Annotated in this window: 13 protein-coding genes and 1 pseudogene; 3 read left to right on the forward strand and 11 right to left on the reverse strand. The window is 60.3% G+C overall.

Annotated features, from left to right (window positions below; genetic code table 11):
- Window positions 1–24 precede the first annotated feature (24 nt).
- Window positions 25–738, reverse strand: coding sequence for a TetR/AcrR family transcriptional regulator (locus M529_RS42680; protein WP_021319350.1), 714 nt, complete (start codon window positions 736–738; stop codon window positions 25–27).
- A gap of 471 nt (window positions 739–1,209) precedes the next feature.
- Between M529_RS42680 and M529_RS42685 the strand changes: the two genes are divergently transcribed.
- Window positions 1,210–1,527: an AMP-binding protein gene (locus M529_RS42685; RefSeq protein WP_021319351.1), complete on the forward strand. Its 318-nt coding sequence runs from the start codon at window positions 1,210–1,212 to the stop codon at window positions 1,525–1,527.
- Window positions 1,528–1,545: 18 nt separating this feature from the next.
- Here the strand turns inward: M529_RS42685 and M529_RS42690 are convergent, their stop codons facing one another.
- From M529_RS42690 to M529_RS42705, 4 genes are read right to left on the reverse strand one after another with little or no spacing between them, the layout of a single operon-like run.
- Window positions 1,546–2,310, reverse strand: coding sequence for an IS6-like element IS6100 family transposase (locus M529_RS42690; protein WP_001389365.1), 765 nt, complete (start codon window positions 2,308–2,310; stop codon window positions 1,546–1,548).
- Window positions 2,276–3,229, reverse strand: a complete 954-nt coding sequence (locus tag M529_RS42695; protein WP_021319352.1) for an alpha-ketoacid dehydrogenase subunit beta — start codon at window positions 3,227–3,229, stop codon at window positions 2,276–2,278. The genes M529_RS42690 and M529_RS42695 overlap by 35 nt, the downstream gene beginning before the upstream one ends.
- Window positions 3,222–4,148 (reverse strand): thiamine pyrophosphate-dependent dehydrogenase E1 component subunit alpha, encoded by a 927-nt coding sequence (locus M529_RS42700; protein ID WP_021222909.1) that lies wholly within the window; start codon window positions 4,146–4,148, stop codon window positions 3,222–3,224. Before M529_RS42700 ends, M529_RS42695 begins: the two co-directional genes overlap by 8 nt.
- Before the next feature lie 41 nt (window positions 4,149–4,189).
- Window positions 4,190–5,560: an AMP-binding protein gene (locus tag M529_RS42705; RefSeq protein WP_021319353.1), complete on the reverse strand. Its 1,371-nt coding sequence runs from the start codon at window positions 5,558–5,560 to the stop codon at window positions 4,190–4,192.
- A 48-nt stretch (window positions 5,561–5,608) separates the two neighbouring features.
- Here M529_RS42705 and M529_RS42710 point away from each other — a divergent pair, with 48 nt between their 5' ends.
- Window positions 5,609–6,373 carry an IS6-like element IS6100 family transposase gene (locus M529_RS42710; RefSeq protein ID WP_021316397.1) on the forward strand — a complete coding sequence of 255 codons (765 nt, stop codon included), beginning with the start codon at window positions 5,609–5,611 and terminating at the stop codon, window positions 6,371–6,373.
- A gap of 18 nt (window positions 6,374–6,391) precedes the next feature.
- Here M529_RS42710 and M529_RS42715 read toward each other — a convergent pair whose 3' ends face one another.
- From M529_RS42715 to linX, 4 genes and pseudogenes are all read right to left on the reverse strand, one after another.
- Complete coding sequence (locus M529_RS42715) at window positions 6,392–7,549, reverse strand: FAD-dependent oxidoreductase (RefSeq protein WP_021246209.1); 1,158 nt, start codon at window positions 7,547–7,549, stop codon at window positions 6,392–6,394.
- Window positions 7,550–7,977: 428 nt separating this feature from the next.
- Window positions 7,978–8,448, reverse strand: a complete 471-nt coding sequence (gene linA, locus M529_RS42720; RefSeq protein WP_021319355.1) for a hexachlorocyclohexane dehydrochlorinase — start codon at window positions 8,446–8,448, stop codon at window positions 7,978–7,980.
- Window positions 8,449–8,508: 60 nt separating this feature from the next.
- A pseudogene (locus M529_RS42725) lies at window positions 8,509–9,260 on the reverse strand (SDR family NAD(P)-dependent oxidoreductase).
- 270 nt (window positions 9,261–9,530) lie between these two features.
- On the reverse strand, window positions 9,531–10,283 hold the full coding sequence (linX, locus tag M529_RS42730; RefSeq protein ID WP_007682029.1) for a 2,5-dichloro-2,5-cyclohexadiene-1,4-diol dehydrogenase LinX: 753 nt from the start codon (window positions 10,281–10,283) through the stop codon (window positions 9,531–9,533).
- Window positions 10,284–10,650: 367 nt separating this feature from the next.
- Here linX and M529_RS42735 point away from each other — a divergent pair, with 367 nt between their 5' ends.
- Complete coding sequence (locus tag M529_RS42735; RefSeq protein WP_007682027.1) at window positions 10,651–11,889, forward strand: acyl-CoA dehydrogenase family protein; 1,239 nt, start codon at window positions 10,651–10,653, stop codon at window positions 11,887–11,889.
- Window positions 11,890–12,023: 134 nt separating this feature from the next.
- Here the strand turns inward: M529_RS42735 and gorA are convergent, their stop codons facing one another.
- A complete protein-coding gene (gorA, locus tag M529_RS42740) occupies window positions 12,024–13,370 on the reverse strand; it encodes a glutathione-disulfide reductase (protein WP_007682024.1) in 1,347 nt (448 codons plus the stop codon).
- A 220-nt stretch (window positions 13,371–13,590) separates the two neighbouring features.
- On the reverse strand, window positions 13,591–16,548 hold the full coding sequence (locus M529_RS42745; RefSeq protein ID WP_031294302.1) for a Tn3 family transposase: 2,958 nt from the start codon (window positions 16,546–16,548) through the stop codon (window positions 13,591–13,593).
- Window positions 16,549–16,598 lie beyond the last annotated feature (50 nt).

A 16,598-nucleotide genomic window follows, 5' to 3' on the forward strand; every position in this document is an offset into this window, starting at 1 on the left:
GCCTGATCGGCGCAGAGCGACAGCCTACCTCTGACTGCCGCCAATCTTTGCAACAGAGCCGGGAGGAGCCACCAGCCCGGGATAAATGTTGACGACCCCATCCAGAAACAGAATAATTTCCATCTCTACCCAGGCATCGACGTTTTCAGGCGTGTCGACCCCATATATGAATTTCCGGACGCCGAGATAAAAGATGCGCGAATTGACGCCAAGCACGAGTTCGGATTCGTTCTGTGTGAGAGGCATCTCTTCAATCGTAGGCAGGCCAAGATCGTGACGAAATTCGGCGCAAACCGGCCTGACGAGATGTTCTTGCATGAAAGAATACCAGCGACCGTTTATGTCGGATCCCTTAAGACCTGCGAACATGAATAGGCGGACCCAGTCATAATTAAGCACTGTCTGGGCGAGCGCCTGGTATACATTTACCAGCCGCTCTCGCAACGGAACATTGCGGTTGCTGATTACAATTTCCCAGTATGGATTCCACCGGCCGATGAATACTTCCTGATACACGCGTTCAATCAGTGCGTTCTTGCTGGCAAAATAGCGAAATAACAAAGGGTGCGTGATGTTCAGCCGCTTCGCTAGCTCGCGTGTGTCACCACCAAACCCTACTTCCGCGAAGAATTGCACGGCGCCTTCCACGATAAGCCGCTCGCGTTCGGCGCGCGGCAACCGCGGAGTGTCGGTCTGCGTTTTCTTACGCGGGGTCGTCACCTCATTCCCTTCTTTCATAACCAAGCGCCTTGGCGCCGATGCCAATGGTCGTGAATGCTAAAAAATGACCGGCTGGTCAAGTGCATAGGCGGATGCTTCGCTCCAGCTGACGGCGGTGCGCGCTGAATACGCGCCGCCGCTGGAAGAGGTCCTTACTCTGTGAGTTGTTGCATGTGCGCTTGCAGCATTGTGGCCGGCGGGCAGGAGTTGGGAATTGGTCGTTACGTAGCTTCTTTTTGGCGATGTTTGTGGCGCATAGGGCTATTGACAAATGACCAAACGGTGACCTAAAGTTTCAAACAGACGCAGAGACGATAAGCGCCGTGCAAGTTGGGGCCATCCGGCCGGAAATGCTGAACGGATGGATCGGATGCTGCCAGGGGCCTGCGTGAGCGGGTTGGCAGGCTAGTTTCCCATGTACGGAAGACGAATCGGGAAAGCTCGTGGTCGGTGTGTTTCGCGAGTGAGGGGATAGACGTGCGAAAGGACGTGAGCGGTTGGATCACCCGTCTGAACGACGCGATGATCGACAACTACACAGCTTCAGGCGCATGGCGGAATGAGTCGATCGCCGATATCGCTGCGCGTCTGGTGATCGAAAAGCCTGACATGCTCGCATTTATTGAGGGCGATCGCTCGCTTTATCTGGGTAATCTTGTTACCAAGGCAAGAAAGATTGCTGCGGTACTTGCCACGCGTGGCCTAGTTCCGGGCGATGTGGTAAGCTTCCAGCTTCCCAACTGGCTCGAAACCGCGGTAATCAACCTGGCTGGCTCTGTTGCAAAGATTGGCGGCAGTCAGAGGTAGGCTGTCGCTCTGCGCCGATCAGGCGGCTGCTGCGAAATGGTGGTTGAGCATGCCCATGGCCTCCGTCAGCGCCGAGGGCCCAATGCCAAAAGCTCTCTCCACAAGGCGCACCTCGCCCCTGATGCCGGGCTGCAGGCACCAGGGGCGAGCCTGTCCTTTGCGCAGGGCTCGCATGACTTCGAATCCCTTGATCGTGGCATAGGCCGTGGGGATCGATTTGAAACCGCGCACCGGCTTGATCAGTATCTTGAGCTTTCCGTGATCGGCCTCGATCACGTTATTGAGATACTTCACCTGCCGGTGGGCCGTCTCCCGGTCCAGCTTTCCTTCGCGCTTCAATTCGGTGATCGCTGCACCATAGCTCGGCGCTTTGTCGGTATTGAGCGTGGCAGGCTTTTCCCAGTGCTTCAGGCCTCGCAGGGCCTTGCCCAGGAACCGCTTCGCTGCCTTGGCGCTGCGGGTCGGCGACAGGTAGAAATCGATCGTGTCGCCCCGCTTGTCGACTGCCCGGTACAGGTAGGTCCACTTGCCCCGCACCTTGACGTAGGTTTCATCCAGGCGCCAGCTCGGATCAAAGCCACGCCGCCAGAACCAGCGCAGCCGCTTCTCCATCTCCGGGGCGTAGCACTGGACCCAGCGATAGATCGTCGTATGGTCGACCGAAATGCCGCGTTCCGCCAGCATTTCCTCAAGGTCGCGATAGCTGATCGGATAGCGACAATACCAGCGCACCGCCCACAGGATCACATCACCCTGGAAATGGCGCCACTTGAAATCCGTCATCGTTCCGTCCGTCCAATCTCCGCCAAGCATGCTCAAGCTTCACGATTTTTGCAACAGAGCCCACGGGACCACGCAACGAAGCAAAACCCTGTTCGGCGACGATAGCGGCAATTTCACTTGCGGCGCTGCATGTAGCACGCGCCTCATCGAGGATTACTAGGCGCCCGGTCTTGCGAACCGAGGCCAGGATCAGCTCCTTATCGAGCGGGAAGAGCGTCATCGGATCGACAACTTCGACCTCGATCCCCTCTTCGGACAATGTCGCCGCTGCGCGCATTGCATGACGCACCATCACACCGATCGCGACCACCGTGACATCGCGACCCTCGCGCTTCACCGATCCCTTGCCGAGCGGCACGACATGATCGCCATCGGGCACTTCTCCTTGCTCGCCGCCGCGGCGGGTGGGCAGCAGGAAGAGGACCGGATTATCCTCGCGGATGCTGGCCTTCATCAGACCCTTGGCGTCGGCTGGCGTGCTGGGGATCACGACCTTGATGCCGCCAAGGTTCATGACGCCTGGATAGGGTGCATCGGAATGCTGCGCGCCAGATGAGCGGCCGGCACCGGTAGATGCCAGGTAAACGAGCGGCAGCTTGAGCTGGCCCGCCGTCATATAGCGAAGCTTGGCGGCCTGGTTCGCGATGGAGTCAAAGCCGGTGTAGAGGAAGTTGCCATACATCATGTGGCAGATCGGGCGATAGCCGGCCGCTGCCATCCCAACCGCCATACCGGTCATGACAACCTCGGAGATTGGCGTGTTGATCACCCGCTTGCCCCCGAACTTGTCGAAGAGGCCGCGTGTATCGCCGAACAAGCCGATCCTGACATCCTCGCCATAGAGGATCACACGATCGTCGCGCTCCATTTCTTCATGAAGCGCTTCGTTGACAGCATGGATGAGGCGCCGCTTAGCCATTGGCGAACATATCCTCAAAAGCACGGGAGACAGGGGGAAGAGGATCATTCAAAGCATCGGTGATGGCGCTTTCGGTAACGCCCTCGACCCTGGCCCGGATAGCGGCCACGTCCTTTTCCAGATCCTCGGAGACGAGAAATTCTTCCAGCCGGCTAATCGGATCGCGCTGCTTCCAGCTCTCGACTTCTTCCTGGGTGCGATAAGGCGCTGCAAGGAAGCTTTCTTCGGATTCGACATGAGTCCGCCAGCGATAGGTACGAGCCTCGATGAGCGTGGCCCCTTCGCCTGAGCGCGCCCGCGCAACCGCCTCGCCAACGACCCGCCATACGGCGTGGACGTCATTGCCGTCGACCAGCGCGCCGGGCATGCCAAACGGTTCGGCGCGGCGCCAGATATCGCCAGCGTTCACCGTCTCATAAGGGGAGAATTGAGAAAATCCGTTATTCTCGCAGACCAGCAACAGTGGAAGCTTCCACAGGGCGGCGATGTTCAGCGCCTCGGAAATGACGCCCTGGCTGGACGCACCGTCACCGAAAAACACCACGGCAACCCGGCCCTCGCCGTCAAGCTGCGCGCCGAGTGCCGCACCGACCGCGAGCCCTACGCCACCGCCGACAATGCCGTTGGCGCCCAATATGCCCTTCGAGACGTCGGCAACATGCATCGAGCCGCCCTTGCCGTGGCAAATGCCGGTCTCTTTGCCCATGAGCTCCGCCGCCATAGCGCGCGGATCTCCGCCCTTCGCCAGGAAGTGACCGTGCCCGCGATGAGTGCTGGCAACCCAGTCGCTGTCGTCAAGATGTGCGCAGACGCCGGTGGCCACCGCTTCCTGGCCAATATAAAGATGCACATTGCCAGGAAGTTCGCCGGCTTTCCCGAGGTCACCAAGCCGCTCCTCCATCCTGCGGATAAGCAGCATGCGCTCAAAAAGCCGTAATGACCGTTGAAGGTCCGGACCATTCATAAGGACGCCTCCGTGGGCTGAGCCTGCGCAACCAGGCGATCACGCAGGATATTCTTCTGGACTTTGCCCGAAGCCGTGCGCGGAAACGCGTCGACCATCTCCACGCGCTCCGGCCATTTCTGTCGCGCTAGCCCTTGCTCCCCGAGGAAGCTGCCAATGTCGGCGACGGAAACGGGCGCATCCGCAATCACATAGGCGCAGACCCCTTCACCCAGCCTTTCATGCGGCATCGCCACCACTGCGACGTCGGTGATTGCAGGATAGCGATGCAGCGCATCTTCGATTTCCTGAGGGCTGATATTCTCGCCCCCGCGCACGATAACATCCTTTTTACGGCCGCTCACCGCCAGGAAATCGCCAAATTCGATCCGTCCGAGATCACCCGTGCGGAAGAAGCCGTCCTGATCGAACGCATCGTCCGTCAGCGCTTGATCGGTATAGCCCAGCATCACCTCCGGGCCGCGAACAAGGATCTCTCCTTCCGCCCCCTCGCCCAGCAACGCTCCCGTCGCTTCGTCGATGATCCGCACTTCATTGTTGACGATGCGCCCGTCCGTGGTCGCGCCAAGCTCAAGCTCTTCGACGCCCCGGACACCCAGCGTGACCGTTGGCGCCTCGCTGCTTCCGAAGGCGCGCGATATGGCGCACCCCGGGATCGCCTGCGCCGCCCGGCGCACAAGTTCCGGCGCAACCGGCGCCCCGCCGCAGATAAACAAACGCATCGTGGGGAGCAGAGCCCCGGCCGACACGACCGTATCCGTAAGTTCCCTGAGGAAGGGAGTTGCGCCAACGCTCATCGTTACGCCGTGCCGCTTGATCAGCTCGACCGCCTCAGAGGCGTCCCATCGCTCCATCAACACCGCGGCACAGCCGGTGACGAAACCCATTTCGAGCGCGTAAAGATAGCCGGTTATATGCGTAACCGGCGAGGGCATCAGCACCACATCGCTCGCACCAAGGCCCCAATAGTCCCGAGCGGCAAGGAGCTCGGCCATTAAGCTATTGTGGCTGTGCAGAACGCCCTTGGGATGGCTTGTCGTGCCCGATGTATAGAGCAGCAGCTTGACGGCATTGGGATCGGGATGGCCGCTTGCCACGTCAGGCGCGTTTGAAGCGAGAAGCTCCTCATAACCAAGACAGCCCTCCGCCTCACCCCGGACGGTAACGATGGTGGCAAGATCGGGAAGGCCCGCCTGAAGCGCGCGCGCCATATTGACATAATCGAAGCCACGGAAGCTCGTCGGCACGAACAGAATCTTAGCACGGCCGTCGCGCAGGATGTAGCCGACCTCCGCCTCGCGATAGATTGGGATGATGGGATTGCAGACAAAGCCGCCGATACAACAAGCCAGGTGGCTCTGTTGCAAAAATCGTGAAGCTTGAGCATGCTTGGCGGAGATTGGACGGACGGAACGATGACGGATTTCAAGTGGCGCCATTTCCAGGGTGATGTGATCCTGTGGGCGGTGCGCTGGTATTGTCGCTATCCGATCAGCTATCGCGACCTTGAGGAAATGCTGGCGGAACGCGGCATTTCGGTCGACCATACGACGATCTATCGCTGGGTCCAGTGCTACGCCCCGGAGATGGAGAAGCGGCTGCGCTGGTTCTGGCGGCGTGGCTTTGATCCGAGCTGGCGCCTGGATGAAACCTACGTCAAGGTGCGGGGCAAGTGGACCTACCTGTACCGGGCAGTCGACAAGCGGGGCGACACGATCGATTTCTACCTGTCGCCGACCCGCAGCGCCAAGGCAGCGAAGCGGTTCCTGGGCAAGGCCCTGCGAGGCCTGAAGCACTGGGAAAAGCCTGCCACGCTCAATACCGACAAAGCGCCGAGCTATGGTGCAGCGATCACCGAATTGAAGCGCGAAGGAAAGCTGGACCGGGAGACGGCCCACCGGCAGGKGAAGKATCTCAATAACGTGATCGAGGCCGATCACGGAAAGCTCAAGATACTGATCAAGCCGGTGCGCGGTTTCAAATCGATCCCCACGGCCTATGCCACGATCAAGGGATTCGAAGTCATGCGAGCCCTGCGCAAAGGACAGGCTCGCCCCTGGTGCCTGCAGCCCGGCATCAGGGGCGAGGTGCGCCTTGTGGAGAGAGCTTTTGGCATTGGGCCCTCGGCGCTGACGGAGGCCATGGGCATGCTCAACCACCATTTCGCAGCAGCCGCCTGATCGGCGCAGAGCGACAGCCTACCTCTGACTGCCGCCAATCTTTGCAACAGAGCCGTTGGGATCATAATGTTGATGTACGCGCGCACGGTCATGGTAATTGCGCTTCTCGTTGAAGACACGATTCCCATAGCGATTGACAATGAACATGCTGTCGCCCGGCGGAATCCATACGTCGCTTGGCACGCTTACATATTCCAGCGCCTCTTCCAGCACGATCTCGGCGCGCCAGGCGCTTCCCATATTGCCAAGCTTCGCTCCAACAGCCCCGGCAATCGATACAAAGTCGCCAGTATTGGTCGGCACCCCGCAACCGCCATAGACCGGCCCTGTCTGATGGAGATTGAGCATTTCGCGATTATAGGTGAACCCGCCCGTTGCGAAGATCACGCCTTTGCGCGCGCCAAAGGAAACCTCCTTCCCGTCGTTCAGCGCCTCGACGCCGAGCACCGCGCCATCCCCGTCGGTAACCAGGCGGACAACCTGGTGGCTGGTGAGCAGGGGAATGCCATAAGCGTCGATGCGCGCCTTGATCTGGCGCATCAACTCCGCGCCGAATCCTGGCGACCCATCAGGCTTGATGGGTCCGAGGCACCGTCCGCGAGGCACCTTATTGTTGCCGTCGAGCACGCCATAGTCAGGCAGATCGGTTCCCTGGCCGTCGGGAAGGACATGAAAGCGGCCTATCTCGGCTGCCTTGATTTCCCGCAACATGTCCGTCATCGGCGACGCGTTGTCGTAAAACGCCTCAAGCAGTTTGTAGACATCCTCACCCAGGCCGAGCGTCGGTGAATTGCTGTCGAAAAGATGCGGATATGAATAGGCAGCGCAATAAGCCAGGAGCGAAGCCTTTGGATCCTCGATCCCCCGCTCCTTCAGCCTGAAATTATTGGGCACCCAGAAAGCCCCACCGGATTTCGCGGACGTACCGCCATATACCGGCGCTTTTTCCAGCATGAGGACCTTCGCGCCGTCCTTGGCAGCCGCAAGTGCGGCAACCGAGGCGGCCGCGCCGCTGCCGACCACGACTATATCCGCGATTTGGGTCCACTGCCGGCCCACCGCGGCAACAGCCGGAGCAGATGCCGCAGCACCCAGGGTGGAAACCGCCAGCCCCGCGCCGCCGGCCTGGATGAAAGCGCGGCGAGATAACCGCGATCGCTCTGCCGATTGCTTCAAGAATGCCCTCCACCGGTCGAACGACCCAAAGCCGCCGACCGTCTCTCCTGCGTCGAAGTCAATGCTCCGCCCTTCTTTTACCGAAGCGAGATCACGTCGCACCTCGATACAAGGAAAGGATAGATTACCAAATGGTCACATGTCAACCGCGCCTGATCTCCGCATCGGCAAGCACGAGAAGGCAAATGGGGCCATCCCGAAACATCTTTCGATGGGCGGCGCTCATGCTTCTAACGGACCAGGCGGGCGAAATTGCAAGCCCGATCGGCAATGCTGAATGGGGGGCCACCATTCGGCGCCAGGTGCCCCGGCGTGACTCATCTCCAATCGCGAGTCGCGTTGTGTTTGAGTTCTCCATCCATATAAAATTGGGCATCCACACGACAAGCGTCATGTGAATGCCCAACTAATCACTTGTATATATAAGATTATGCGCCGGACGGTGTGAAATGAATGCCGGGCGGTGCGAAATGAATGCCGGCCAGCGGGGTGAAATAGTTCGTGCATGCGTTGCGCTTAGAGAACTTCCACACCCCGTCACGGCGCTCATACTCATCCGTGAAGACGCAAGTGATAAGAATCGACTGATTACCTTCGACGAGATTTCCAAGGAGAAGGACGTCGCCAATACCATTTACCTTGTCCGCGCTCACAAATTCCAAGCGCTGATTGGTTCCATAATGAATACATTCGTGAAACATTGGCCAGAGTACGTTATTGGCCAAATCGAGGGCGCCTTCCGGGCCCTTGTAGGTGCCGATTCCCTCAATGGTCCACTCTGCATCATCCCACCAAATAGAAGCGAGACGGCCCTCTTGGCGCTTGTCTACGGCAATGAGCTTGTCAGAGTAGAGGTCCTGAATCGCGGCCCGGCTTGCAAGTCTGTCTAGATCACTCATTTTGTATCTCCTAGTTGAATATAATCCCGTAATCTTAGCAGGATCGAGGGCATCAAGGATTTAGGCCGCAGAAGACCAGCCGCCATCGATGAACAGTTCCGTTCCAGTAACATATTTAGCTTCGTCTGACAGAAGATATAGCGCCCCATAAGCGATATCGTTCGGCTCGCCAAGATCGCCCATCGGGATCTGCGCTTTGTACCATTCAACCTGCTCGGGCGTGACGTTCGCCTGCATCGGCGTCTTCATGCCACCAGGAACGATGGTGTTCACCCGCACCCCTTGCCCGACATATTCCAGCGCAGCCACCTTGGTCATCGCGCGTACCGCAGACTTGGTCGCCGCATAGCTGATCAAGCCAGGCTCACAGATGACGCTGACGAGCGAACTGATGTTTAGGATCGCACCATTTCCCGACTTCGCAATTTCCGGCGCAACCATCTTCAGGCCCAGGAAAAGCGCAGTCTGGTTGACCGCGATCATCTTGCTCCAGCCTTCGAGCGTCTCGTCCTGGATCATCGCGCCGTGGATGATGCCCGCGGTGTTGTAAAGCGTCGTGAGCTTCCCAAAGGCCCCAACCGCCGCCTCGACAGCCCCCGCCCAGCTCGCAGCATCGGTGATATCCAGCCGCACGATAGGGCCTCGCCCCCGCTTTCCTGAATCTCGGCCACGACCTTGTTGCCCATTTCGACATTCAGATCGGCGACGACGACCTTGGCGCCCTCCTTGGCAAAAAGCCGAGCCTGCGCTGCACCCAGGCCGCTCGCCGCGCCCGTTACGAGCGCGACTTTTCCTGCCATTCTGTTGCTCATCCTGTGCCTACTAAATAGCTTGAGCGCGCAATTCAGACCCGCGTCGCTGAGGGTTCTTTTTTCCGATGCACAACAACTGGGCCGATCACCGGACCTTGATCCAAGCACAATTACCAGTTGGTAGTCAAGCTGGATTCTGAGGAACCGGACCGAAAAGTGAGACTAAATGTCCAAGTCCCCTGGCCCGCTAATGCTGCCCCTTTGCGCGCGGCACGCAGCCGCGCGCTTTCACTTTCTAATGCTGTGTTTTCACAAATAATATCAATGAGTTCAAACACCCACGGACCAGCCTCCGTCAATCGGCAGATCCACGCCAGTAATATATTTCGCCTCGTCAGAGGCCAGAAAAAGCGCGCCGTTGGCAATGTCGATCGGGTCACCGAGCTTTCCCATGGGGATCTGGCTTGTCTGCTGCTTCAGCACGTCAGGGGGGACATTCGCCGTGATCGGCGTGTTCATTCCGCCGGGCACGATCGTATTCACCCGAACGCCGCGGTCCACAAACTCCAGCGCCGCCGCCTTGCTCATGATGCGCACGGCCGCTTTGGTGGCACAGTAGCTGGCATTGCCGGCGGTGGGAAACATGCCGATCAACGAACTGATGTTGATGATCGAGCCATTGCCCGACTTCACCAGCTCGGGGATTGCCGCCTTGATTCCGAGGAAGATAGCAGTCTGATTGACCGCCACCATCTTGTTCCAGCCTTCAATGCTCTCCTCCTCGAAGCCGCCAGGATGAATGATACCGGCAGTGTTGGATAGAGTCGTAAGCCCGCCAAAAGCCTCGACGGCAGCGGCAATCGCATTATTCCAGCTCGCCGCATCGGTAACATCCAACCGAATGAAGAGCGCATCGCCACCAGCAGCCCTGATTTCGGCTACGACGCCCTTGGCCATCTCTTCATTGAGGTCGCCGATTACGACCTTGGCGCCTTCTTCCGCGAAACGCTTCGCCTGAGCGGCGCCGAGCCCGCTCGCTCCACCCGTGATGAGCGCAACCTTGCCTGCGAGTCTGTTAGCCATTCTTCATCCTCCGAAAATGCTCAACTGCGCGAATTGACTTCGCTTCAGCCTTGACCACATCGCCAGTGGCCCCATGTGCCTGGCACCAGCCTGAAAGATCAGAGCATACTTACCACATGGTTACAAGCCTGCTTTGCGAGAGGACGAAATGCCCTCTTGTCCAGCCGGGGCGAAAGGCGCTGGTTCATACTCTATGTTCTACAATGGCTTCCTTTACAGCGTTCGCGGCCTGCAATCTCCGACTCGAAGTGAAAAAGCCTACGCAGATGGCGCATGCCCTCCTTTTATCGAATCGCTTGGATCATGCAGGGGTTAATGATAATTACCATGTGGTCATCATGCCCATGGGCCAGATAAGGACTGCAATATGAATTTCACGATGTCGCCCGCGGAAACCATGTGGCGTGATCGGGTCCGTAATTTCATGAACGATGTGGTTCGGCCCCATGATGAGACCTATGCCGCGCAGCAGGCTAGTGGAGAGCGGTGGAAGACTCTGCCGATAATCGAGGAATTGAAGGAGCGCGCGAAAGCGGACGGCATATGGAATCTTTTCATGCCGCCGCTGGCCGGCCACAATCCCGTCGACAGCAGCTTCGAGTTCGTCGCTCCGGGCCTTACCAATCTGGAATATGCCTCCTGCGCGGAAGAGATGGGCCGCATCGAATGGGCGTCCGAGGTGTTCAACTGCTCCGCGCCCGATACCGGCAACATGGAGGTCCTGCACCGCTATGGAACTCGCGAGCATAAGGAGCGCTGGCTCCGGCCGCTGATGGAGGGGAAGATTCGCTCGGTCTTTCTGATGACCGAGCCGCGAGTCGCATCCTCTGACGCCACCAATATCGAAACCTCCATCGTTTGTGACGGCGACCATTATGTGATCAACGGCCGCAAATGGTGGTCTTCGGGCATAGGCGATCCTCGATGCTCGGTCGGCATTCTCATGGGAAAGACCGATCCTGATGCCCCGCGCCATGCTCAGCAGAGCATGATCCTCCTGCCGCTCGACACGCCGGGGGTTAAGGTTCTGCGAATGCTTCCTGTGTTTGGCTATGACGATGCGCCTCATGGTCATGGCGAAGTCGAGCTGAAGGATGTTCGCGTTCCGGTCGAGAATATGCTGCTCGGCGAGGGGCGCGGCTTTGAAATTGCTCAGGGGCGATTGGGGCCAGGCCGAATCCATCACTGTATGCGCACGATTGGCTTGGCCGAGGAAATCTTGAAGAAAATGGTGGAGCGGCTCCTTTCGCGCACTGCCTTTGGGAAACGCCTAGCAGAGCATTCCATCTGGGAGCAGCGGATCGCCGAAGCACGGACGTCACTTGAAATGACCCGCCTCCTATGCCTCAAGGCCGCCGACGTGATGGACAAGCTTGGGGCCAAGGCAGCACAAGCGGAAATCGCGATGATCAAGGTGGCGGGGCCGCATATGGCGTTGAAGATCGCCGACGATGCGATCCAGGCGCATGGCGGCGCGGGCGTCGCCGACGACTTCGGCCTTGCGCGCGCCTATGCACATCTCCGCACAATGCGCCTGGTGGATGGGCCGGATGAGGTTCACAACCGCGCGATCGCTCGCCTCGAAATGCGCCGCTATCGTCAATAGTTGAATTGCCGACCCTGTTATTCGGTCGCAATGACCAGCTAACGGCCTGCCGGTCGCGTTCAGGCGAACGGCAGGCCAAGCGCATGACCGACGCAGCGCCCAGGCGCATACGTCGGTAGCTGGCAACCCAAGCCCTACCGCATCAGCACCAGTTCCTCGGCCATAGAGGGATGCAGTGCTACGGTATCGTCGAACTGGGCCTTGGTGAGCCTCGCCTTCACCGCGATCGCGGCGGCCTGCAGGATTTCAGGCGCGTCGGGGCCGATCATGTGGATGCCGACCACCACGTCGGTCTCAGGATGGACGACCAGCTTGTAGAGCGCGCGCTCGTGGCGGTCGGCGAGCACATTCTTCATCGCCCGGAAGTCGGAGGTGTAGACCTTGACCTCACCGAGCTTGTTGCGCGCCTCGGCCTCGGTCATGCCCACGCCCGCCATCGGCGGATGGCTGAATACGGCGGACGGGATGCAGCCATAATCGACCCGGCGGGGATTATTGCCGAACACAGTGTCGGCAAAGGCCTGGCCCTCGCGGATCGCGACCGGCGTCAGCTGCACCCGGTTGGTGACGTCGCCCACCGCATAGATGCTGGCGCAGCTCGAGCGGTTGTCGTCGTCCACCTTGATCGCGCCCTTGGCGTCGAGTGCGACGTCGGCCGTCTCCAGCCCGAGATTTTCGGTATGCGGGCGTCGGCCGGTGGCGAATAGCAGCATGTCGGCCGGGATCGGCTCATGGCCGGTCATGTGCACCAGCAGCGAGCCGTCCGGTTGCTTGTCGACCTTCTCGAAGGCGACGTGGAATTTGAACTCGATCCCCTTGGTCATCGAGATCTGGAGCAGCCGGTCGCGGATCTGCTCGTCATAGCCGCGCAGGATCACGTCGGTGCGGTTGACCAGCGTCACATGCGCACCAAACTGGTGGAAGATGCCGGCAAATTCATTGGCGATATAGCCCGCCCCTGCGATCACCACGCGCTTGGGGAAGGTATCGAGATGGAACACTTCATTCGAGGTGATGCCATGCTCGGCCCCCGGAAAATGGGGTACGATCGGCCAAGCGCCGGTTGCGATCAGGATTTTGCCGGCGGTGATCGTCTGGCCCGAGCCGAGCAGCACCTCATGCGGCCCGGCGACGGTCGCCCGCTCGCGGATGATCTCGACCTTATTGTTGCCGAGCGTCTCGGTGTAGAGACCTTCGAGCCGCGAGACCTCGGCGAGCACATTGTCGCGCAGCGCCGACCAGTCAAATTCGCAATCGGGCACCTTCCAGCCAAAGCGCCGTGCATCCTGCAGATCCTCGGCGAAATGCGAGCCATAGACGAGCAGCTTCTTGGGCACGCAGCCCCGGATCACGCAGGTGCCGCCCACCCGATGCTCCTCGGCGACCGCCACCCGCGCGCCATAGGCTGCCGAAACCCGCGCCGCGCGCACTCCGCCCGAGCCCGCCCCAATGACGAACAGATCATAGTCGTAGGTCAACATCCAATAATCCCAACCAAGTAAGTGTTGTTTTTCTACAGCTAGAGGGCGCGCGCATCGAGTCGTCCGCCTCCATCCCCGAGCAGACCGCCGACTCCCATGCCGGCGATCACATCGCTATCCACGCCGAACCCAGCGAAGAGCCGCTCCAATATCAGATCAACTCGGGGTGACTACACGAAAGTGACGTATCTGCACGGAAAGGGCGAACGGATAGCGAACGTCACGCGGCAAGTAGGGAGTTGACGGCGCGCAGCGGTCGCAAGGCGTCCGGATCGGGTTGATCTTCAACATTCCAGCTATAGTCACCGGTCAGCGAGATATGCTCCCAGCCCAATGGCGCGATGTGGCGTGCGATTTCGTCGGCTGTGCCGATGTCCGCCAGCGCCATTTCGAGATAGCGAGTGTTCCACAAGATGATGGCGGCGACGAGCAGGTTGAGGCCGGAGGCGCGATAGGTCTGGTTCTCGAACCGACGATCGCGCAGTTCGCCGAGCTGGTTGAAGAAGAGCGCGCGGGCGAGCGCGTTGCGGGCTTCGCCTTTGTTGAGGCCCGCCTGGGTGCGCCGGCGCAGGTCGATGTCGCGCAGCCAGTCGAGCATGAAAATGGAGCGTTCGAGGCGGCCCAGCTCGCGTAGTGCGAGGGCCAGTCCGTTCTGTCGCGGATAGGCGGACAAGCGGCGCAGCATTGCCGAAGCAGTGACGGTGCCGGTGCGGATCGACGTGGCGAACCGCAGCAGTTCGTCCCAATGCGCCGCGACATGACCCAATGCGATCGGTTCGGCCGTCATGCCGGCAAGCAAGGGGCCGGATTCTTGGCCGGGAAGGAGGTGTAAACGACGCTCCTTGATGTCGCGCAGGCGCGGCGCGAAGCGGTAGCCGAAGAAGGGCATGAGGCCGAACACATGGTCCGATGCCCCGCCCGTATCGGTGTAGTGCTCCTCGATCGTCAGGCCGGTCTGGTGATACAGCAAGCCATCCAGCACATAGGGCGCTTCGCCAGCGGTCGCCGCGATCACCCGACTTGCGAAGGGGTCATATCGATCCGAGACATGGGTGTAGAAGGCAACGCCTGGTTCGTTGCCGCTGCGCGCGTTGATGTCGCCGATCGCGGCCCCACGGCCCCCGGCATGAAATTGCTGTCCGTCGCTCGACGAAGTGGTGCCGTCTCCCCACAGCGCGGCGAGCGGCATGGCGCGATGGGCGTCGATCAGCCTTCCCAACGCTTCGCCATAGGCGGCTTCGCTGATGTGCCAGTCGTGAAGATGGGCGAGCTGACGCAGACTTGCGCCCCGGCAGGTTTCCGCCATGCGTGTGAGGCCGAGATTGATGCCATCGGCGAGGATGACCGTGAGCAGCGCATTGCGATCGTCGGCTTCCCGGCCCGAACGACGATGGATGAAGCATTCGCTGAACCCGGTCCAGGCATCGACCTCCAGCAGAAGATCGGTGATCTTCACGCGCGGCAGTCGATCATAGGCGGCGCGACGGGCAATCTCGGTGGCGGGCGGTGTTGCCGCCTTCAGCGGCGAGATGATGAGACCGTTTTCGTCAAGCTTAACCTGGGGCAGCTCCCCTTGCCGTGCAAGGACCGTTACCTGCTTGATCGCCGTGTCGAGCCTGGTGCGCCGTTCCTCGATATGGCGCTCGAAATCCGTTTCGATGGCGAGCGGCAACGGCCCCTTCTCGCGCAGCGCCGCAAAGGTCGCCGGCGGTATGAGATAGCTGTCGAAATCGCGAAACTGCCGGCTTCCCGCGACCCATATATCCCCGGCTCGCAACCGCTCGCGTAGTTGCGACAAGGCGCATAGTTCATAAGCGGCACGATCAACGATGCCATCCCGCAGGACGAACGGGCGCCATGCGGGCGGCACAAAGCGTAGCGGCACGCGATCAGGCAAGCGCCGTTTGCCGGTCCGATATAGCTCCGCGCTGATGGCCAGCGCTGACAGGAGCCCCTGAACCGCGCCGGCGCCGCGAAACTCGAAGGCGTTGAGAAAAGCGCCGACAAAGAGCTTCACCGTCCGATGCCGCTCGATCAATTCGGCGGTGCGATCGACGGTTTCCGGTCGCCCGAGCACTTCGGCCTGCTCGACGGCCACGGCGAAGTGCTGCCAGTCCAGCGCCTCGATCTGCGCCAGAGAATCCACGCCCTTGCTGCGCGCGTCGATGAGGAGGCGGCAAGACCCCGTGAGCGTCCGGAGGTGGCCTTGCAACTCGCGCACCGTCTTGAGGGCTTTGTCGCGGGTCCGGTTCTCGGCGCGGCGCGCCATGCTGCCCAACAGCTTGTCGAACATCGTCAGGGTGGCGTCGGTCAGGCTTTCCTCAAGCCGGATGCCGGTTGCCGCCAGCGTCGCATGGCGGCGCAGGGCATTGAGTTCGCCAAGGTGCTGGGGTGTGATGCGGCTGCCTTCGTCCGCCAGCCTGTCAAAAGTCAAAGCCGGGATCATGTCGGCACGGGCGCGATCGAGGCCCAGCGCGCGGATATAGGCGAGCCGTTCGATCAGGCGCAGGATGTTGCGCGCTGCCGGCGATTGTGGCGCATTGCGCATCCAGGATAGCCATGTCGCGACCTGCCCCGGTCGTCGGGCCAGCAAATCGTCCAGGCCCTGAAGGGTGTCAGGCAGCAGGCCATTCGTGAGCACTTCATAGGTAAGCTGTTCGGCTTGCTGGCGCGCCCGCCGCAGCACCGCTTCGAGAATCGACGGAGAAGGCAGGAGGATCTGCAGGCGCCGGAGTTCATCGACGATGACGTCTGCCATCTGGCCGGGGTGTATGATGGTCTGCGCGATTGGGACCGAGAAGGCGACAACTTCACGGAAAGCGTTGCGGTCAAAAATCCTGAACCCGTGCGATCGTCGGATTTCGACGAGATGCTCGCGACGGGTCTGGTCCCGATGGGCATAATCCGCGAAGGCTGCCGGCGCGACGCCGAGTTGCTGCGCCACATAGGCGAGCACAGGAGCGGGCGGGACTTCGCCCGCTTCCAGCGCACGGCCAGGCCATCTCATATATAGCATGAGCATCGCATAGCCGAGCCGGGTGGCATCGCCGCGACGGCGGCCGACAATTTCCAGGTCGTCGCTGGTCAGCGTATAATGACGCGCGATCTCGCGCTCATCGAGCGGCGCGCCATAATGCCTCGCCCAGATTTCCAGGCTCACCAGTCGCCGTCTCGCCAAGCATCATCTCCTTCGCTTTGCGTGTCCGTCAGACGGTCCTCTGGCGGCCA

It is taken from the genome of Sphingobium ummariense RL-3, assembly GCF_000447205.1.
Lineage (GTDB): Bacteria > Pseudomonadota > Alphaproteobacteria > Sphingomonadales > Sphingomonadaceae > Sphingobium > Sphingobium ummariense.

Coding starts and splice junctions, on each gene's coding strand:
- M529_RS42680 (WP_021319350.1), bottom strand. CDS start 738: ATGAAAGAAGGGAATGAGGTGACGACCCCGCGTAAGAAAACGCAGACC.
- M529_RS42690 (WP_001389365.1), bottom strand. CDS start 2,310: ATGACGGATTTCAAGTGGCGCCATTTCCAGGGTGATGTGATCCTGTGG.
- M529_RS42695 (WP_021319352.1), bottom strand. CDS start 3,229: ATGGCTAAGCGGCGCCTCATCCATGCTGTCAACGAAGCGCTTCATGAA.
- M529_RS42700 (WP_021222909.1), bottom strand. CDS start 4,148: ATGCTGCTTATCCGCAGGATGGAGGAGCGGCTTGGTGACCTCGGGAAA.
- linA (WP_021319355.1), bottom strand. CDS start 8,448: ATGAGTGATCTAGACAGACTTGCAAGCCGGGCCGCGATTCAGGACCTC.
- linX (WP_007682029.1), bottom strand. CDS start 10,283: ATGGCTAACAGACTCGCAGGCAAGGTTGCGCTCATCACGGGTGGAGCG.
- M529_RS42735 (WP_007682027.1), top strand. CDS start 10,651: ATGAATTTCACGATGTCGCCCGCGGAAACCATGTGGCGTGATCGGGTC.
- gorA (WP_007682024.1), bottom strand. CDS start 13,370: ATGTTGACCTACGACTATGATCTGTTCGTCATTGGGGCGGGCTCGGGC.